Below are 15,648 nucleotides of genomic sequence, written 5' to 3'. Positions count from 1 at the left end.
CGATTGGAGATAAAGAGTTAAACAATCGATTCCGAGCAGTTGTAGTCTTTTAGAAATGTGAAAAGAGTACGCTGTAACGGAATTTTTTTTGACTTTATTTTCAACTTCCTGCTTTTTTTTTATAAAAAACTGTTTATAATTATCTTAACATTTTATACTTTAATACCTTTCAGATACTTATCACTCAATTTAGGGGCGCTGAGCATGGGGACACCGACACTGTTAATAAATGCCTTTATTATTATCCTTTGTATTTTTTTCTACCAAATATTTTGGTTAGATAAAGATGGAAAAGAAGCACGTAATGATGTATTAATTTCCTTTCTTGCATCTATTGCAATCGTTCTTTGTATGACGTTCCCCTTTAAGTTTAATTCCGGATACATATATGATTTACGGCTTATCCCAATCCTTTTAGCCGTTCTCTATGGTGGTTTTAGAAGCTTTATTTTCATCACCTTTGTATTTGTTTCTTACCGTTTTTATTTGGGTGGAAACGGAGTATTCCCTGCAGTTATTGTATATTTTATGGCCACTTCCATTACTATGCTATCACAATATTTTCTATCTGATTATTTTAAAAAAAGAAAAATATTGTTTAGCACATTGCTTCTTTCTCTTTGCACTATTTCCTTCTCCATCTTCGCTTTAATGAACCAAATGCGGATAAGCGATAAAGTTCAACCTGGTTTTATTCACTTTTTATCCAATTATATAGTAATCAATATTCTCACTGTTTTGTTATCTCTTTATCTAATTGAAGGAATGATAGAAAGGTTTAAAATGAAAGAAAAAATTCACCGTACAGAAAAATTTATTGTGACTAGTGAATTAGCTGCGTCTATTGCTCATGAAATAAGGAACCCGTTGACTACGGTATATGGATTTATGCAAATGTTTAGTAAAAACGAAATCTCCGAAACACAAAAAGGCGAATATATGCAAGTCATCCTAATGGAGTTAGAAAACACCCAACTCGTTATTAACGATTATTTATCCCTTATAAAACCACAAAATGTTGTGAAGGAATTATTAGATATCAGACCAATCGTCCATCAAGTAATAGATGATATATTACCGATGGCTAGCCTATATAATGTTAAAGTTGAATGCGATATTATTAGTTCCCTTTATATTAATGCCAACACTGTTAATATAAAACGGTGTTTAATTAACATTGCAAAAAATGGGATTGAAGCCATGACTAATGGAGGGAAACTACGAATTAATGTGAGAAAGGTAAAGAATAATATTGTGATTGATATTATTGATTCAGGTATTGGAATGTCGCTTGAGGAGATAAAGCGAATCGCTATGCCGTTTTATTCTTTAAAAGAGAAGGGAACTGGGCTAGGCACTATGATTTCATACGGTATTATAAAAGAGTTAAATGGAGATATAGAAATAAAAAGCGAAAAAGGAAAGGGAACACAGTTTTCTATTATTATTCCTTCTTCATAAAAGATGTCATAATAACTTACAAAATATCATTCTTTATTTTTTAATAACTCAACTTTCGCAGAGTGAAATTGGTAAATAAACCTTAATATAACTAGGAAGGCCATAAATCCACTGAGCAACTTGACTTTGAATTAACTTTTTGATTTTCTTATACGTCTGTTTTAGAGTATCTTGAAGAAGCTCGATTAACGGTTGCTTTGGGCCCTTGCCCTGTCCGAATAGGACGGGGATTCAGACAGGATTTCGTTTTTGGGCCCTTGTCCTGTCCGAATAGGACCGGGATTCAGACAGGATTTCGTTTTTAGGCCCTTGTCCTGTCCGAATAGGACCGGGATTCAGACAGGATTTCACTTTTTGGCCCTCGACCTGTCCGAATAGGACCGTGATTCAGACAGGATTTCGTTTTTGGGCCCTTGTCCTGTCCGAATAGGACCGTGATTCAGACAGGATTTCGTTATCTGCCCCTTGCCCTGTCCGAATATACGAATCTCTAATTCACTGAAAACACAATATAATCCTTTTGGTTATCTCCATCTGCATTCCATATTTCGATTATAGCTGAAGTGTCTATCATGTATAATGAATCATAACAAATCAAGGAGGGAACAGGATGAATACCTATTATGTAGTAATTTTTACTTCTCAAAGAACAGAGAACGATTCAAAAGGATATGCAAGTATGTCAGACAAGATGGAAGAATTAGCAAGATTACAACCTGGATTTATTAGCGTAGAGAGTGCAAGAGATCACGAAGGACATGGTATTACCGTTTCTTACTGGGAATCGTTAGAAGCGATTCAAAAGTGGAAAGCGAATACGGCACATCAAGTAGCACAACAAAAAGGAAAAGAAACGTGGTACAGTAATTACAACGTGCAGATTTGTAAGATAGTAAGAGAGTATTCTTTTAAAGGCAATGATTGAGTTGTTCAAGGCAACCGAAAAAGGAAAGGCGCAGTACTTTGTCGCTAATAGGTAACTTGAGCTTAGGAGGAGATCAAATGGAAATCAGCTTACCTCATGCTAATTTAAATTCTTTACAAAACATACACTTATCTCTGAATGAAATTACTGATATAAATCTTTTTGATAATAATTTTAAAGAAATTCCAGAAGAAATCTATAAAATGAACCATTTAAAAGTGTTAAATATTTCTGCTAATGAGCTTGAAAAAATTTCTGTTAATATAAAAAATTTGAAAGAACTTAGAATGATGGACTTAGGACATAATCAGATTGAAATAATTCCATCTGAAATAGAATATCTTGTGAATTTGGAGGATTATTTATATCTTCACAATAATAAATTCCAAACGATCCCCCCTGAAATTAAAAGCCTTACAAAGTTAAAATATTTAAATCTAAGTGATAATAATTTAAGTGAATTACCAAGAGAAATTGGTGAATTAACCAACCTGATAGAGTTACGCTTAATGAATAACAATCTTAATAAAATACCTGAGAGCTTTAGCAGGTTAACCAATATGAGAGAGCTACATCTGAAAAATAATCAACTCAGCACTCTCCCAGAAATATTTGAAAATATGACGTTATTACGAGTTTTAGATATGGAAGAAAATAAAGTAAAACAACTACCGAATTCACTCAACCAATGTAAAAAATTAAGACGGTTGAATTTGAGAAATAATCAATTGAATACTTTACCCGATGGAATTGGAAAGCTAGTAAATTTATTGGAATTAGATTTAAGGAGTAATCAATTGATTGAATTGCCGGATTCTTTGATGGAAATTGAAGGGTTAGAACGTTTAGATTTAAGATGGAACCATAACTTGAAAATCCCGAAATGGCTAGAAAAGTTAAAAGAAAAAGGGTGTATAGTTTATTTATAAACAAGCTTTCATTAACATATTTAACAAAGGGGTGCACTAGTTCTATTTGGAATTTAAAAATGATCAAACTTAAGCTAAATATACTATTTTCAAAATGCCTCACCTAAAAACTTCAAATGGAAAGTTCAACTTTCTTTTAAAGGGTTTTTTTACAAGTCTCAATAAATTTTGTTACTAGCAAGCTTTGTTTCTCGATTTTTCTTGTGCAAATCGCAATTTTATGTGTAACATGGATGTCCCATTCAACTTCCTCTGGTCTTTCCGAAATACCCCTCCATATATGGCAACATCTGCTTAATATTGCTTTAGTTGCTCAAATGCTTCTTTAGTATTCGTTGTTGTAATGACTAAATCGACATCTTCATTTGCTGCCTTAAAAGTAGCTGCCCTTTAGGAATCAAGAAATTAGCAGGTAAATAGGTAGCAACAATAAGTAAAAAGCAACAAACTTTTAGAAAAGAGACCTTTAAAAAGAATAATCCTATTTAAAAATAATAAGAGCATGTTTTACGGCTTAAAGAGGATTTTATCTATTTTATAAAGAAATATGATTTAAAGAAGGCTTTCCACCCTAAAAGGGGGAATAAAGCTCCATAACAAACCGTATTGGAGGAATTCATTTGAAACAAGCAGAGCAGATGATGAACGATTGGTTGCAGCATCGAAATGTCATGGAGGAATTGTTAGAACAGATCGACGACGAACATATTGATTTTAAGCCTTGGGACGGTGCCATGTCACTAGGTGAACTCGCGTTGCATATTGCTGGATGGAATGATGTGTTCGTTTCGTTGGTTAAAACAGAAGAATTTGCTTTACCGGACATTCCAAAATGTAAGACGATGGGGGACGTACGCGAAGCTGTAAAGCACTTTACGGAAAAAACTAAGGCTTTATATGAATCGTTAACTGACGAGGAGTTGGAAGCCGAAAATAATTCGTCGCACCCGAAACTTCAAGGAACAAAAAAGAGGTATCTGACCGCTATGTACGATCATGAGATTCACCATAAAGGCCAACTTTTCGTGTATGCACGTTTGATCGGTGTAAACGAGATGCCGTTCTTTCGTTAATCATAACGAACGTATCTAGGAAGTAGCATGGCTATTTCCGTTTTACCCAATATCCCTTAAATTATCATGTAGGATTTTCAACAATTAGGCTCTTTCCTATAGAGGAGAAGGTGTTTATAGTTGGAATGATTTAGATTGCACAGAAATCTCCTATAAATAATGATGAAGGTTTTATTTATGATTTTATAGGTTTTGAGCAATATCATGGGCTGGGTTATGGTAAGAAAGCAATGAACGAAATTGAAATTATTGCTAAAGAATTAGGAATGAAGAATATGCATTTCTTGTTTTTGATCAAAACAAAATTGCATGTGGATTATATGAAAAGTTGGGCTATGAAATGACGAATATAATGATGGTAAAATCAATTTAATAAGAGGAGGATGGTCTCGTTGGAGAGAAGATCCTTACTGGTATCTGCATTACCAGAATATGAACAAGAAATTGGCAGATGGCTATGGTGTTTAGAAGATGTTCGCCGTACTCTTATTACAGAAATAACTGGAATCAGCCAAAGTGTAATCGACACAAAAATGGATGAAAGACAAACGATTGGCTCACTGTTATATCACATTGCATTGGTTGAGGCGGATTGGTTATATGTAGAAGTCCTTGGTGCTGAATGGGATCCCGAAATACGCTCGTTGTTTCCGTTAGAAGACCGTTCTGAAGACGGTTCAATGACGCACTTTGAGGGCCAAAGTTTAGAAGAACATTTTTACCGACTTAATAAGGTGCGTGAAGTATTTCTATCCCACTTTCGTTCAATGGACCTAACGGATTGGCGTAAACCGAGGGTACTTGAACATTATGACGTCACACCTGAGTGGGTTGTATACCATTTGATTGAACATGAATCACATCATAGAGGTCAAATTTTTCAATTACTTAGGGAGTACCAAAATTTATTATAAAAGCGATAAAATAGCATATAAGTCAGGAATCCATTTTAATCAAACCTTGTTTATAATGGATTCTTTTTATTTTGCGAAATATAAAACTCCTCATGATATTTTTTATTAAACGTTATTCCAAAGCTACAAAAAAAGTTGTTTTATTTCCATTTTGTATCGTATTATAAGATATAATCTTATTTTACGATAAAAGGGGAATGTTAGATGGTAAAAGAAATTGCTCAGATAAACCAATTATGGACGGATATTTACTATCAATTACGTTATAACCATAAAGAAAAGATTACTCACCAAAGCATAAGGATTATGCAGGTCATTCAAAAAGAGAATGAAGTTGGGATAAAAGACATTGCTCAAGAAATTCAAGTGTCGCATAACACAGCCTCAGAACATGTCAAACGACTATTAGAAAAAGAGTACGTATTTAAAACTCGCAGTAAAGTTGATGAGCGAAAAGTAATTCTTAAACTAACTGACGAGGGTACTAGTGTTTTGCACCGCCATTCTAGTCTTGATGAAGAAAAGCTTGAACATCTTCTTTTTGAAAAAATGACTGATGAAGAGAGGCAATCCATTTTAGACGCATTTACATTATTGAAAGAGAGAGCAGAAGATGTACACAATAATTAAAGTTATCGTATCGGCCATTATTATTGGGATAATTACAGAAGTAGCACGTAGATTTCCTACTCAAGGTGGAATAATTGCAGCATTACCTATCGTTAGCATTTTGAGTATTATATGGCTTTATGTGCAAGGGGAGCAGATGGAAACATTAAGTAAATTTGCATTAGGCGTGGTGTGGGGAATTCCTGCAACAGTGGTTATGTTGGTGATTATTGGAATATCTCTACATAATTCTCTACATCTTTTTGTTTCGTTAGGTTTAGGGATGGGAGGATGGCTTATATTTTTATTTGCTCAATCCATGATCGTAAAACTTTTTGTTTAAATGAAACTAAAATAATTGATTAGAAAACTCGACTTCGGCTTTTCGTTATTTCGGTTAATCCGCGTGGTTAACTTCAACCGCGAGAAGCACCTTCATTATAGTTTTGGACATATGTTTTTGCTTGACTGACAAACACGGGTCCACACATTTGGAGCTTTGTCTGTCAGTTTGTTTTATGCTAAAGTATCCTTAGTTAGAGGAAAAAATGTGCTAGAGGTGATGTAAAGTGTTAGAACGCTCTATGGAGAATGTTTGGGAATTAAGAGGAAGAAAGGAAGTGTTGTAAAGGAGAGCTTTTACTTTATTAGTAGCTCTTCTCATTAAAAAAGAAAAGAGGACTATGACAATGAACAAATATCAAAGTATAAGCAGTGATGGATTTAAACTGAATTATTGTGTAAAGGGAACTGGAAGACCCATATTGGTGGTAGGCAGCAGTGTGTATTATCCTCACCTATTCTCCGAAGATTTATATGAAACATTCCAGCTTATTTTCCTTGATCATAGAGGATTTGTGAAGCCGCCCCGGGTTCTGGAGTCAGAAGATTATACATTGGGCAAAGTGTTAGATGACATAGAAATAGCAAGGCAAACTCTTTGCTTAACAGATTTTATTATATTGGGGCACTCAGGACACGCTTTCATGGCTTTGGAATATGCAAGAAAATATCCTGAACATGTCCAAAAAGTTGTCTTGTTAAATTCAGCACATACAAATAGCCAGATTAGGCAGCATCAAAGCTTTGCATTTTTTAATGAGACTGCAGGCCCAGAAAGAAAGAGGCAGTTTGAAAAGGATATTGCTCTATTAGAAAGTGACATCCAGAAAGACCCTGAGCGGCGATTTGTCCACATGTGTATTCGTATGGGAGCGCAAAGTTTTTATGACTATACATTTGATGCAGCTTACATGTGGGAAGGTGTATATACGAATATGCCAATCATCGATTACCTGTGGGGAGAGGCGTTCGGAGAACTAAATCTTATACATTCCCTGAACACTTTCAATAAACCAGTATTTATTGGTTTAGGAAGATATGATTATTTGGTAGCGCCTGTTTCACTTTGGGATGCTATTGATGACACGAATAAAAACGTGAAAAAAGTGATTTTTGAACATAGTGGGCATAATCCGATGTTCGAAGAACCTCAATCCTTTGATAGAGAACTAATCAACTGGATTTGTGAAGGCAAATAAAGATTTCATCTATGATTCAACGAAAAAACACTAAGTAGATTTTTCTTAGTGTTTTTTATGTTGATGGATTTTCCCTTTTGTTAGGTTAATCATGTTGTTTAGAAAACGAAAATCGTAATCGTCGCTGGTACAGATTTTAATTGCTTAATTAAATGCCATTTTTTCTGTGAAAATAGTGCATTGGTTTTTTCTATGCAACTTGCAGAGTAAAGAAAGAGCCAGTTTCCAGCAGCTTTAAAGCAGCAGGAAACTGGCTCTTTTATCGGGACTTTTGGAATCCATCGATTGTCGTTAAGATCTAAAATGCCCAGTCTCCATTACGGAAGATAGGAACAATGGTGCCATCTTGTTTGATGCCGTCAATATCCATCTTGTTAGAACCAATCATGAAGTCAACGTGAACAATGGAAGTATTCATACCATGTTCTAATAATTCTTCTTGACTCATTTTCGTACCACCTTGAATCGTAGTAGGGTAAGCTGCACCGATTGCTAAGTGATTGGATGCATTCTCATCAAATAGAGTCGTAAAGAAGGTAATGCCAGATTGAGAAATGGGAGAAGGGTCTGGAACAAGAGCAACTTCACCCAAGCCAGTTCCGCCTTCGTTGTCAAAAACCAATTTCTTAATGGTTTCATTCCCTTTTTCAGCAGAAATATCTACAATTTTTCCATCTTTAAAGTGCACTTCAATGCCTTCAATTAATGTACCAGCATAGCTTAGTGGTTTTGTGCTGCGTACAACACCTTCCATGCGATGTGTATCAGGTGCTGTGTAGACTTCTTCTGTAGGCATGTTGGCAATAAATTCTTCCCCTTTTGGATTACTACTTTCTGCACTTGCCCAAATATGGTTTTTTGGTAAGCCTAAAGTTAAATCCGTACCAGGTGCTGTGTAGTGCAAAGCATCAAATTGGATTTCATTTAATTTCGCTGCTTTTTCATTCAACGTTTTTTTATGTTCATCCCAGGCAGCAATTGGGTCATCCGAATAGACACGACAAGTTTTAAAGATTTGATCCCATAAGGCATCGACTTGTTCTTCGGAAGTTTTCATGTCAGGGAACACTTGTGCAGCCCAACCAGCGCCAGCTGCAGCGGCAACGGTCCATTTCAAATCATCATTTTGCGTTGCAATACGTTGGGCATGGAACGCCTTTCCAGCAACTTTTTGATAGGCAGCAATTTTAGCAGGATCGACTTCATTCAATAAGCCTGGATCACTTGATACAATAGAAAGACGACTTACGCGATGATTTAATACATGGTCTTCGGATTCTTGAATTTCGTATTCAGGAATGTTGGTCAACACTTCGACAGGTTGATGTAAGTAATGTTGTTTACTAATTTCATCGTCGGACCATTTGACGATGACCTTTTCAGCACCTAACGTATAAGCCTCTTTTGTGACTAAACGGGCTAAAGGAGATTGATCAACGGTAATGGTCATTTTTACCCAATCACCAGGTTGAACATTAATTCCTTTGGCTACTAAAAGTTTTGCATATTTTTGTAGGTTTTCATCAAAATTTGCTAGGACCATTTTCTTTACCCCCAATAGTTTATTCCTATCAACCATACTAGCACAGTTATACATAAATTTCTGCAGGTAGGTGTGGCAAAACGCTGTAAGGAATCGAGCGGAAATTGTTGCAGAGCGTGGCTCACGTGGTGGGGAGTGTCCCTTTTTTTTCCAGAGATACTGGTCTTTTTAATATTCTTTTGCTAATAATAAGATAAAGAATTGAAAAGAAAGAAGGCATTGATTTGTTCAGAAAGTGGGGATTTCTCCTTTTATTAGTCGTCATTATTGTAAGTGCTTGTACGCCAAGTCAGCCTAAGAATCAGGCTCCAGCTGAAAAGACTATCCCGGTAACAGGAAAGCTTCCAAAAATTGATCATATCGTTATTGTTGTCGAAGAAAATCGATCTCAAAAAGCGATTGAAGGGAATCCGTCTGCTCCCTATATCAACTCACTAATGAAGCAGGGAGCAAATTTAACGAACTTCCATGCTATTGAACACCCAAGTCAGCCTAACTATTTGGACTTGTTCTCGGGGTCAAACCAAGGTGTTACAAATGATAAAGTTCCAAAAACGAAATTTTCTACAGATAATTTGGCCAGTGAGCTGATTGCTAAAAATTATTCATTTGTTGGCTATTCCGAAGATCAGCCTTCTACTGGCTATAATGGGGCATCAACTGGTCCGGGAGGTTATGCCCGTAAGCATAACCCTTGGGTAAACTTCACCAATGTACCGAAAGAAGTAAATCAGTCATTGACTAACTTTCCAAAGGATTTTACCAAACTGCCGACGGTTTCATTTGTTATACCGAATCTTCTGAATGACATGCATGATGGAACGATAAAGGAAGCAGACGATTGGCTGAAGGAAAAGATCAATCCTTATGTCCAATGGGCGAAAAATCATAACAGTTTATTGATTGTGACCTGGGACGAGGACGATTATTCACAAGACAACAAAATCGCGACCTTTTTTGTCGGACCAATGGTAAAGACAGGCCAATTCGATGAAAAGTTAAATCACTATCATCTTTTAAGAACCATCGAGGATCTTTACAGTTTAGCGCATGCCGGGGAAAGTAAGACGGTCGAACCCATTATGAAAATATGGAAATAACACAAAAAAGTGCTTTTAAAAGAAGCACTTTTTTGCATTTAGATATCTGTAGAGTTCGTAATCCAGAGAATCTACGGCCGGCAATGGCAATGATTACTGGTAAAATTAATTCTATATGAATAGATAATCGTTCTATACGAGCTCTCAAACGAATTAATACAATGAAATGGTAAATATTCTAAAAAGGAGTTGTGTTAGGATAAAATGTACATCGATGAAATGGAAAGTGAACCGCGGGTTGATAGCAATGGTTCTTTAGATAGATAAATAATTTTTTAGTTCATTATTATGCAACGTTTCCACTTTCTCATTCGACTTAATGATGAAAAGGAGGGGAAATGCAACAATGGAAATAGCAAAATTAGTAGAAAAGGCGAAGAAGGGTAATGATGAAGCATTTGAACAATTGATTAGTTCTGTTCGCTCTAAATTGTATAGGACTGCCTATTCATACGTTAGAAATGAACAAGATGCTCTTGATATTTATCAAGAAACGATTTACAAAGCCTACATTTCACTAAAAAAAATAAAAAAACCTGAGAGTTTTCAAAGCTGGATAACAAGGATTCTTGTTTCAAAGTGTATTGATTTTATTCGAAAAGAATCGAGGCATTTTTCAACAGATAATGAGGAGATATTTGCTGAATTAATTTCTAAAGAAAGCGTTGATTACATAGCCCATTCAATGGATTTATCTGAGGCCTTTAAATTTTTGGATCCCAAATACAAGACAATTATTTTATTGAGGTATTATCACGATTTTTCCATTAAGGAAATTGCGGCCATTATGAATTACCCGGAAGGAACAGTCAAATCACACTTACATCGAGTGCAAAAAGAGTTGAGGCCGATTTTAAAGGAGGGCTATATTTATGAATAAGGAAAACTTTAATCAATCGATCGATAACATAGATGTACCTCTAGAGAAGTTAATAGCGAGAGAGAAGGCAGCTATCTCCCAAGCCAGGAATAGACGAAAGGTTGGCAGAACAACGAAGCACTCGATACTAATTGCCTGCGGTTTATGTATTACATTATTAGGCTCTGGATTTGTTTCATCGGGTATGGCGGCAGCGCTATCAAATATACCATTCATCGGGCCGATTTATGCAGAGTTTAGTGATATTGCATCTGATAAAATAGAGCGGGACAAACTTGCGACAGTGATTGAAAAACAGGATAGTCATAACGGCTTAACAATGACAGTGAAAGAAGCCGCTTATGATGGCGGCCGGTTAATCGTAACGGTGGAGTATTCAGGAGAAAAAGAGCTTTCACTCAAGGAAGGAAATACGGGCTTTAATTATGTAACGATTAATGGAAAACCATTCAAATCAGCGATTGGTTCTACTGGACAGGATTCCATTAACTCAAAAACGATTATTGAGCATCACCAATTCACGCTTGCTAATTACGATGAATACGGCGACAAAATTGAGATAGCTGTCCATGGGGAAGATTTGTTTGGACATAAAGGTAAATGGAAGGTGGACTTCCCACTTGAAAAAGTAAAGGGTGATATGCACGAGTTCTATCCCGGTGTGAAAACTGAAAAGGGTAACGGAGTTTATACGTTAACAGCTGACAAAGTAACATTTACACCTCTTTCAACAAGAATAGACGTAACGGTCGATTACCCCACTGAATTGGACGAAAACGATACATGGAAATGGTTTGAATTCTCTGTAGTTGATAATCATGGCCGCGTATATGATCGACTAAAACTGCAAACAGGCATGGCTGGAAAATACGGCCACCATATGGTTCTGACATTGCCTCCAATGGATACGATACCAGAATCACTCACACTCAAGCCAGCAGATATAAACAATGAAGGGTTTAATGAAGAAATAAAGGAATTAGAACTTGTCGTTCCTTTGGATAAAAAGAAATAAAGGTAATTAGAATCAGTTTTCATATTTGAGCAAATGGTTGAGAGCATGGTGTGGAGAACTTCAGTATTGAAGTAACACAGAAAATGTTTCCTATTATCTTTCTTATACGAATTAATTAAATTTCGGTGTCAGTCCTTCATTGCATTAAAGCGGCGGGGGACTGACACCTTTTCAAATATCCTAACCTTTTTTAGTTAGTTTTTCTTTAATTTCCGGAATACTAAGTCCCTGTTTTTTTAAGTCCTTTATTTCGGTGATTTTGCTATTCTAATTCCTTTTAACGATCGATTGATAGAAAACCAAAACAGGATATTAGAAAAACTTAAGGAACATGCTGTAAAGGTCACGAAAAATTATCAGGACGTAAACAAGTAACAAACCAGTCCAAAAAACTAATCAAACGTTTGATTAAAACGCTGGAAGCGTTGGTATGACTGGCATGGAAAAACTAAACAAACGATTGATTAAATCTTTGAATCCTTTGAAATGTCTGGTTTGCCAAAACTAACCAAACGTTTGATTAAAACGTTGGAAGCCTTGGTATGACTGGCATGGCAAAACTAATCAAACGATTGATTAAATTTTATAGAGCCTATGAAGTGTCTGGAATTCCAAAACTAATTAAACGATTGATTAAATCACTGGGATCCTTGGTATATATGGTTTGAAAAACTAATCAAACGTTTGATTAAAACGCTGGAAGCGTTGGTATGATTGGCATGGCAAAACTAATCAAACGATTGATTAAATTTTATAGAGCCTATGAAGTGTCTGGAATTCCAAAACTAATTAAACGATTGATTAAATCACTGGGATCCTGGGTATATATGGTTTGAAAAACTAACCAAACGTTTGATTAAATCGTTGGAAGCCTTGGTATGTCTGGTTTGCTAAAACTAAACAAACGTTTGATTAAATTCTGGTTCCAAAGAGGTATCTGGTTCGAAAACTAACCAAACGATTGATTAAATAGCTGGAAGCCTTGGTATGACCCCGGGGATTAAAAGGTAAAGTCTATTTTAGTAAAATAATATCATTTTGATACTCAACTACCAAAATTAAGGGTCAGTCTCCCAATGCTTTAAAGCGACGGGGGACTGACCCTTAAACTCTTTTATTGAATATCTGACTTTGATACGAATCCTCTATTATTTTCCTCTATTAATAGGGGAAGGATAATTCGAACGGTTGTGCCTTTTTGAAGCGCGCTTTTGACATTAATGGATCCTCCGTGTAGATGTACTAATTGTTTAGTGATGGCCATTCCGAGTCCAGTTCCACTGCCGGAGTCGCTTGTATTTGTACCCCGATAGTAGCGATGGAAGAGTTTATTGAGCGTTTCATTGTCCATGCCAATGCCATCATCTTCAATGGTAATCATCATAAGATGTTGTTCAATAGATGAAATTGATACCGTAATCACCGTACCAGAAGGATTATATTTAATGGCATTCGTTAGCAGGTTATCAATTATCCTTTGAAACCATTTGGGATCAATCGGCGCGAAAATAGTTCCATTATGCGGATGGAAGATGAATTTCTTCTCAGTATTAGTCGGATTATTGATGAAATGGATGATCGTTCGCCGGATAAATTCATTCATATCTACCTGTTCTTTTGCCATTGGTAAAGCTTGATTTTTTAAGCGATAAGTTAAGGTTAAGTCCTCTAGTAAGTCCATCATATAGGTTGATTTTTCCGTTATGATTCCGGCGAATTCCCTTGTCTCAGCCTCTGTCCAGGAATAATTTTCGGATTCAAGCATTTGCGCATAACCGGAAATGGAGGAAAGCGGCGTTTTTAAGTCATGGGAAAGACCACTAATCCATTCTTCACGGGTTTGTTTCATTTTTCGCCGTTGTACTTCGTTTTGTTTTAGTATCTCAGTTAATTGTGAAAGGGTTGCAATAAGATCCTTGTACAAACGATACTTCCTTTTTAGTTTTCCCTTTTTATTTAACATCATTGGGCGTTGATGGAGATCATGCGGCTGCTCAAATAAACCACTGCCAAGATTTTGAATCCATTTCATCATCGTAATCAGTGGAACCCCGAATTTACGTGCATACCAAAATGTACCTATCAACAATAGCAGAAATAATGCAACAGGAATGACGACGAAACCTTTACTCATTGTTTTAAACAAGCTTACTTCAAGATTAGGGGTTGAACTTAAATCATGTAGGCCAACAATGATTGTTTGTTCTGACTTTGCATCATAGTAGACGGCAATTGAGTCTTGATTTTTCTTTGATAAGCTGTGAAGTTCCTGAATTGAGTACGTAATGGGTTCCTTATGTGTACCGTATTGATCTACTACCTTTCCAGTTGAATTAATCAATTGAGCCCAGCCATTTTCTTTATTTAACTGTTGAACAGTGACAGCAGAAAGATGAAGTTGATGATTTTTCCAATCAATATCTGATTCCATTTCGTTTAATAATCTAGTCTCCGCATTTTGTCTTCCGAATAAAATCAAGTACGGCTTGGGATATGTTTCTTTTAACAGCCAATGCGTGTATTCCACAGAAGCAGAGCTATCTTGCAGCAGTAAAGAGGCCAGTTCACTTTGTGTAAAATGGGCAGGAACTTTTTCAGGAGCATGGTAAGACCCGATGACCTTCCCTTTTTGAGTTAGGACAAGGAGCCAGCCGTTTTGGTTCGCCGCCAGCTGTTTTAATTCATCATCGAATGTTGCTTTATTTCTATGTATCGTAATCCTATGAGAAAAAAAGGAGTCATCTGCCTTGGATAGATCCTGGGTAACCTCATTATTCATAATCGAAAAGCCAATGATTCCCCAAATGAAGATTAATAGAAAGAAAAATAGGATGAAAACAAGGATTAACTGGATAAAAAATTGAACTATAAAACGTTTATGGATGTTCATGGCTGCCACCATCAGGTACAAATTTATAGCCAAGCCCTCTTACGGTAATAATATGACGTGGCTTACTAGGATTGTCCTCGATTTTTTCCCGAAGCTTTCTAATATGGACCATAACGGTATTATCCTCACCTAGAAATTCTTCGCCCCACACTTTTTCATAAAGCTGGTTTTTACTAAATAGCTGATTTGGATGTTTACAGAAGAAAAGAAGGAGCTGATAGACCTGTGCTGGTAATTCTACTGTCCTTCCTTTTACGGTCACTTCCCCAGAGAGTGTGTTTACATGGAGGGGTTCAAATTGGTAAAACGTTTTAGACGTATTTGTGATTTTTCCAGTGTGACGACGTAAATGGGCTTTGATCCTTGCTACGACTTCAAGGGGATTGAAGGGTTTTGTGATATAATCATCTGCGCCTAATGCAAAGCCCGAAAGTTTATCTAAATCTGTTGACCGAGCTGTCAGAAAGAATATAGGGGCATCGGTCGTTTCCCTAATGAGAGGGCAAATTTCAAAACCGCTACGGTTTGGAAGCATCACATCCAAAAGGATTAAGTCATATCGTTTGGTTTGACATAAGGCAAGAGCCTCCTCAGCTGTACCTGCCGTATCAATAAAGCTAAATGCTTCTTTTTTTAGAATCGTTGTTAACATATGTAAAATGGCTTTCTCATCATCGACAATTAATAGTTGTGGCTCGTGCATAAAGAAACTCCTATCCTATTTCAATCTATAGATTATCATATCACTCAGTTGTCAAAAATCTAGGA

General features: G+C 36.2%; 15 protein-coding genes and 1 pseudogene. 12 read left to right on the top strand and 4 right to left on the bottom strand.

Annotation, left to right across the window (positions count from 1 at the left end):
• Nucleotides 1-204 precede the first annotated feature (204 nt).
• Entirely contained in the window at nucleotides 205-1,461 is a 1,257-nt protein-coding gene (locus M5A78_RS08680) for an ATP-binding protein (RefSeq protein WP_248734887.1), read from the top strand.
• 48 nt (nucleotides 1,462-1,509) lie between these two features.
• Here the strand turns inward: M5A78_RS08680 and M5A78_RS25100 are convergent.
• A pseudogene (locus tag M5A78_RS25100) lies at nucleotides 1,510-1,656 on the bottom strand (IS4 family transposase); the annotation flags it as partial.
• A gap of 415 nt (nucleotides 1,657-2,071) precedes the next feature.
• Between M5A78_RS25100 and M5A78_RS08675 the strand changes: the two are divergent.
• The 8 genes from M5A78_RS08675 (at nucleotide 2,072) to M5A78_RS08645 (ending at nucleotide 7,452) form a co-directional block, all read left to right on the top strand.
• The gene (locus tag M5A78_RS08675) at nucleotides 2,072-2,386 is read left to right on the top strand and encodes an antibiotic biosynthesis monooxygenase family protein (RefSeq protein WP_248734886.1); all 315 of its coding nucleotides are present in this window, start codon (nucleotides 2,072-2,074) and stop codon (nucleotides 2,384-2,386) included.
• A gap of 77 nt (nucleotides 2,387-2,463) precedes the next feature.
• Nucleotides 2,464-3,315: a leucine-rich repeat domain-containing protein gene (locus M5A78_RS08670; RefSeq protein WP_248734885.1), complete on the top strand. Its 852-nt coding sequence runs from the start codon at nucleotides 2,464-2,466 to the stop codon at nucleotides 3,313-3,315.
• Between the two features lie 620 nt (nucleotides 3,316-3,935).
• Nucleotides 3,936-4,388 (top strand): DinB family protein, encoded by a 453-nt coding sequence (locus M5A78_RS08665; protein WP_248734884.1) that lies wholly within the window; start codon nucleotides 3,936-3,938, stop codon nucleotides 4,386-4,388.
• 134 nt (nucleotides 4,389-4,522) lie between these two features.
• Nucleotides 4,523-4,732: a GNAT family N-acetyltransferase gene (locus tag M5A78_RS24885; protein ID WP_406603682.1), complete on the top strand. Its 210-nt coding sequence runs from the start codon at nucleotides 4,523-4,525 to the stop codon at nucleotides 4,730-4,732.
• A 48-nt stretch (nucleotides 4,733-4,780) separates the two neighbouring features.
• Entirely contained in the window at nucleotides 4,781-5,302 is a 522-nt protein-coding gene (locus M5A78_RS08660; protein WP_248734883.1) for a DinB family protein, read from the top strand.
• Nucleotides 5,303-5,506: 204 nt separating this feature from the next.
• Complete coding sequence (locus M5A78_RS08655; protein WP_248734882.1) at nucleotides 5,507-5,932, top strand: MarR family winged helix-turn-helix transcriptional regulator; 426 nt, start codon at nucleotides 5,507-5,509, stop codon at nucleotides 5,930-5,932.
• The gene (locus tag M5A78_RS08650; RefSeq protein ID WP_248734881.1) at nucleotides 5,916-6,254 is read left to right on the top strand and encodes a DUF3147 family protein; all 339 of its coding nucleotides are present in this window, start codon (nucleotides 5,916-5,918) and stop codon (nucleotides 6,252-6,254) included. Before M5A78_RS08655 ends, M5A78_RS08650 begins: the two co-directional genes overlap by 17 nt.
• Nucleotides 6,255-6,600: 346 nt before the next feature.
• Nucleotides 6,601-7,452 carry an alpha/beta fold hydrolase gene (locus M5A78_RS08645; protein ID WP_248734880.1) on the top strand — a complete coding sequence of 284 codons (852 nt, stop codon included), beginning with the start codon at nucleotides 6,601-6,603 and terminating at the stop codon, nucleotides 7,450-7,452.
• A gap of 298 nt (nucleotides 7,453-7,750) precedes the next feature.
• Here the strand turns inward: M5A78_RS08645 and M5A78_RS08640 are convergent, their stop codons facing one another.
• Nucleotides 7,751-8,995: an aminopeptidase gene (locus tag M5A78_RS08640; protein WP_248734879.1), complete on the bottom strand. Its 1,245-nt coding sequence runs from the start codon at nucleotides 8,993-8,995 to the stop codon at nucleotides 7,751-7,753.
• Between the two features lie 224 nt (nucleotides 8,996-9,219).
• On the opposite strand from M5A78_RS08640, the gene M5A78_RS08635 reads away from it, so the two are divergent.
• From M5A78_RS08635 to M5A78_RS08625, 3 genes are all read left to right on the top strand, one after another.
• Complete coding sequence (locus M5A78_RS08635) at nucleotides 9,220-10,095, top strand: alkaline phosphatase family protein (RefSeq protein WP_248734878.1); 876 nt, start codon at nucleotides 9,220-9,222, stop codon at nucleotides 10,093-10,095.
• A 346-nt stretch (nucleotides 10,096-10,441) separates the two neighbouring features.
• Nucleotides 10,442-10,975, top strand: coding sequence for a sigma-70 family RNA polymerase sigma factor (locus M5A78_RS08630; protein WP_248734877.1), 534 nt, complete (start codon nucleotides 10,442-10,444; stop codon nucleotides 10,973-10,975).
• Nucleotides 10,968-11,990 (top strand): DUF4179 domain-containing protein, encoded by a 1,023-nt coding sequence (locus M5A78_RS08625; protein ID WP_248734876.1) that lies wholly within the window; start codon nucleotides 10,968-10,970, stop codon nucleotides 11,988-11,990. The genes M5A78_RS08630 and M5A78_RS08625 overlap by 8 nt, the downstream gene beginning before the upstream one ends.
• 1,114 nt (nucleotides 11,991-13,104) lie before the next feature.
• Here M5A78_RS08625 and M5A78_RS08620 read toward each other — a convergent pair.
• Nucleotides 13,105-14,880 carry a sensor histidine kinase gene (locus M5A78_RS08620; RefSeq protein WP_248734875.1) on the bottom strand — a complete coding sequence of 592 codons (1,776 nt, stop codon included), beginning with the start codon at nucleotides 14,878-14,880 and terminating at the stop codon, nucleotides 13,105-13,107.
• A complete protein-coding gene (locus M5A78_RS08615; RefSeq protein ID WP_248734874.1) occupies nucleotides 14,867-15,583 on the bottom strand; it encodes a response regulator transcription factor in 717 nt (238 codons plus the stop codon). The genes M5A78_RS08620 and M5A78_RS08615 overlap by 14 nt, the downstream gene beginning before the upstream one ends.
• Nucleotides 15,584-15,648: the final 65 nt, after the last annotated feature.

Origin of the sequence: Neobacillus rhizosphaerae (assembly GCF_937468385.1) — a bacterium.
Classification (GTDB): Bacteria; Bacillota; Bacilli; order Bacillales; family Cytobacillaceae; genus Neobacillus; species Neobacillus rhizosphaerae.
The sequence above is the reverse complement of the archived record's forward strand: the minus strand, read 5'-3'. Positions and strand labels throughout refer to the sequence as shown.

Bases quoted from the DNA above. Each gene is read 5' to 3' on its own strand.
- M5A78_RS08680 (WP_248734887.1), top strand. From the start codon at position 205: ATGGGGACACCGACACTGTTAATAAATGCCTTTATTATTATCCTTTGT.
- M5A78_RS08675 (WP_248734886.1), top strand. From the start codon at position 2,072: ATGAATACCTATTATGTAGTAATTTTTACTTCTCAAAGAACAGAGAAC.
- M5A78_RS08670 (WP_248734885.1), top strand. From the start codon at position 2,464: ATGGAAATCAGCTTACCTCATGCTAATTTAAATTCTTTACAAAACATA.
- M5A78_RS08655 (WP_248734882.1), top strand. From the start codon at position 5,507: ATGGTAAAAGAAATTGCTCAGATAAACCAATTATGGACGGATATTTAC.
- M5A78_RS08650 (WP_248734881.1), top strand. From the start codon at position 5,916: ATGTACACAATAATTAAAGTTATCGTATCGGCCATTATTATTGGGATA.
- M5A78_RS08645 (WP_248734880.1), top strand. From the start codon at position 6,601: ATGAACAAATATCAAAGTATAAGCAGTGATGGATTTAAACTGAATTAT.
- M5A78_RS08640 (WP_248734879.1), bottom strand. From the start codon at position 8,995: ATGGTCCTAGCAAATTTTGATGAAAACCTACAAAAATATGCAAAACTT.
- M5A78_RS08630 (WP_248734877.1), top strand. From the start codon at position 10,442: ATGGAAATAGCAAAATTAGTAGAAAAGGCGAAGAAGGGTAATGATGAA.
- M5A78_RS08625 (WP_248734876.1), top strand. From the start codon at position 10,968: ATGAATAAGGAAAACTTTAATCAATCGATCGATAACATAGATGTACCT.
- M5A78_RS08620 (WP_248734875.1), bottom strand. From the start codon at position 14,880: ATGAACATCCATAAACGTTTTATAGTTCAATTTTTTATCCAGTTAATC.
- M5A78_RS08615 (WP_248734874.1), bottom strand. From the start codon at position 15,583: ATGCACGAGCCACAACTATTAATTGTCGATGATGAGAAAGCCATTTTA.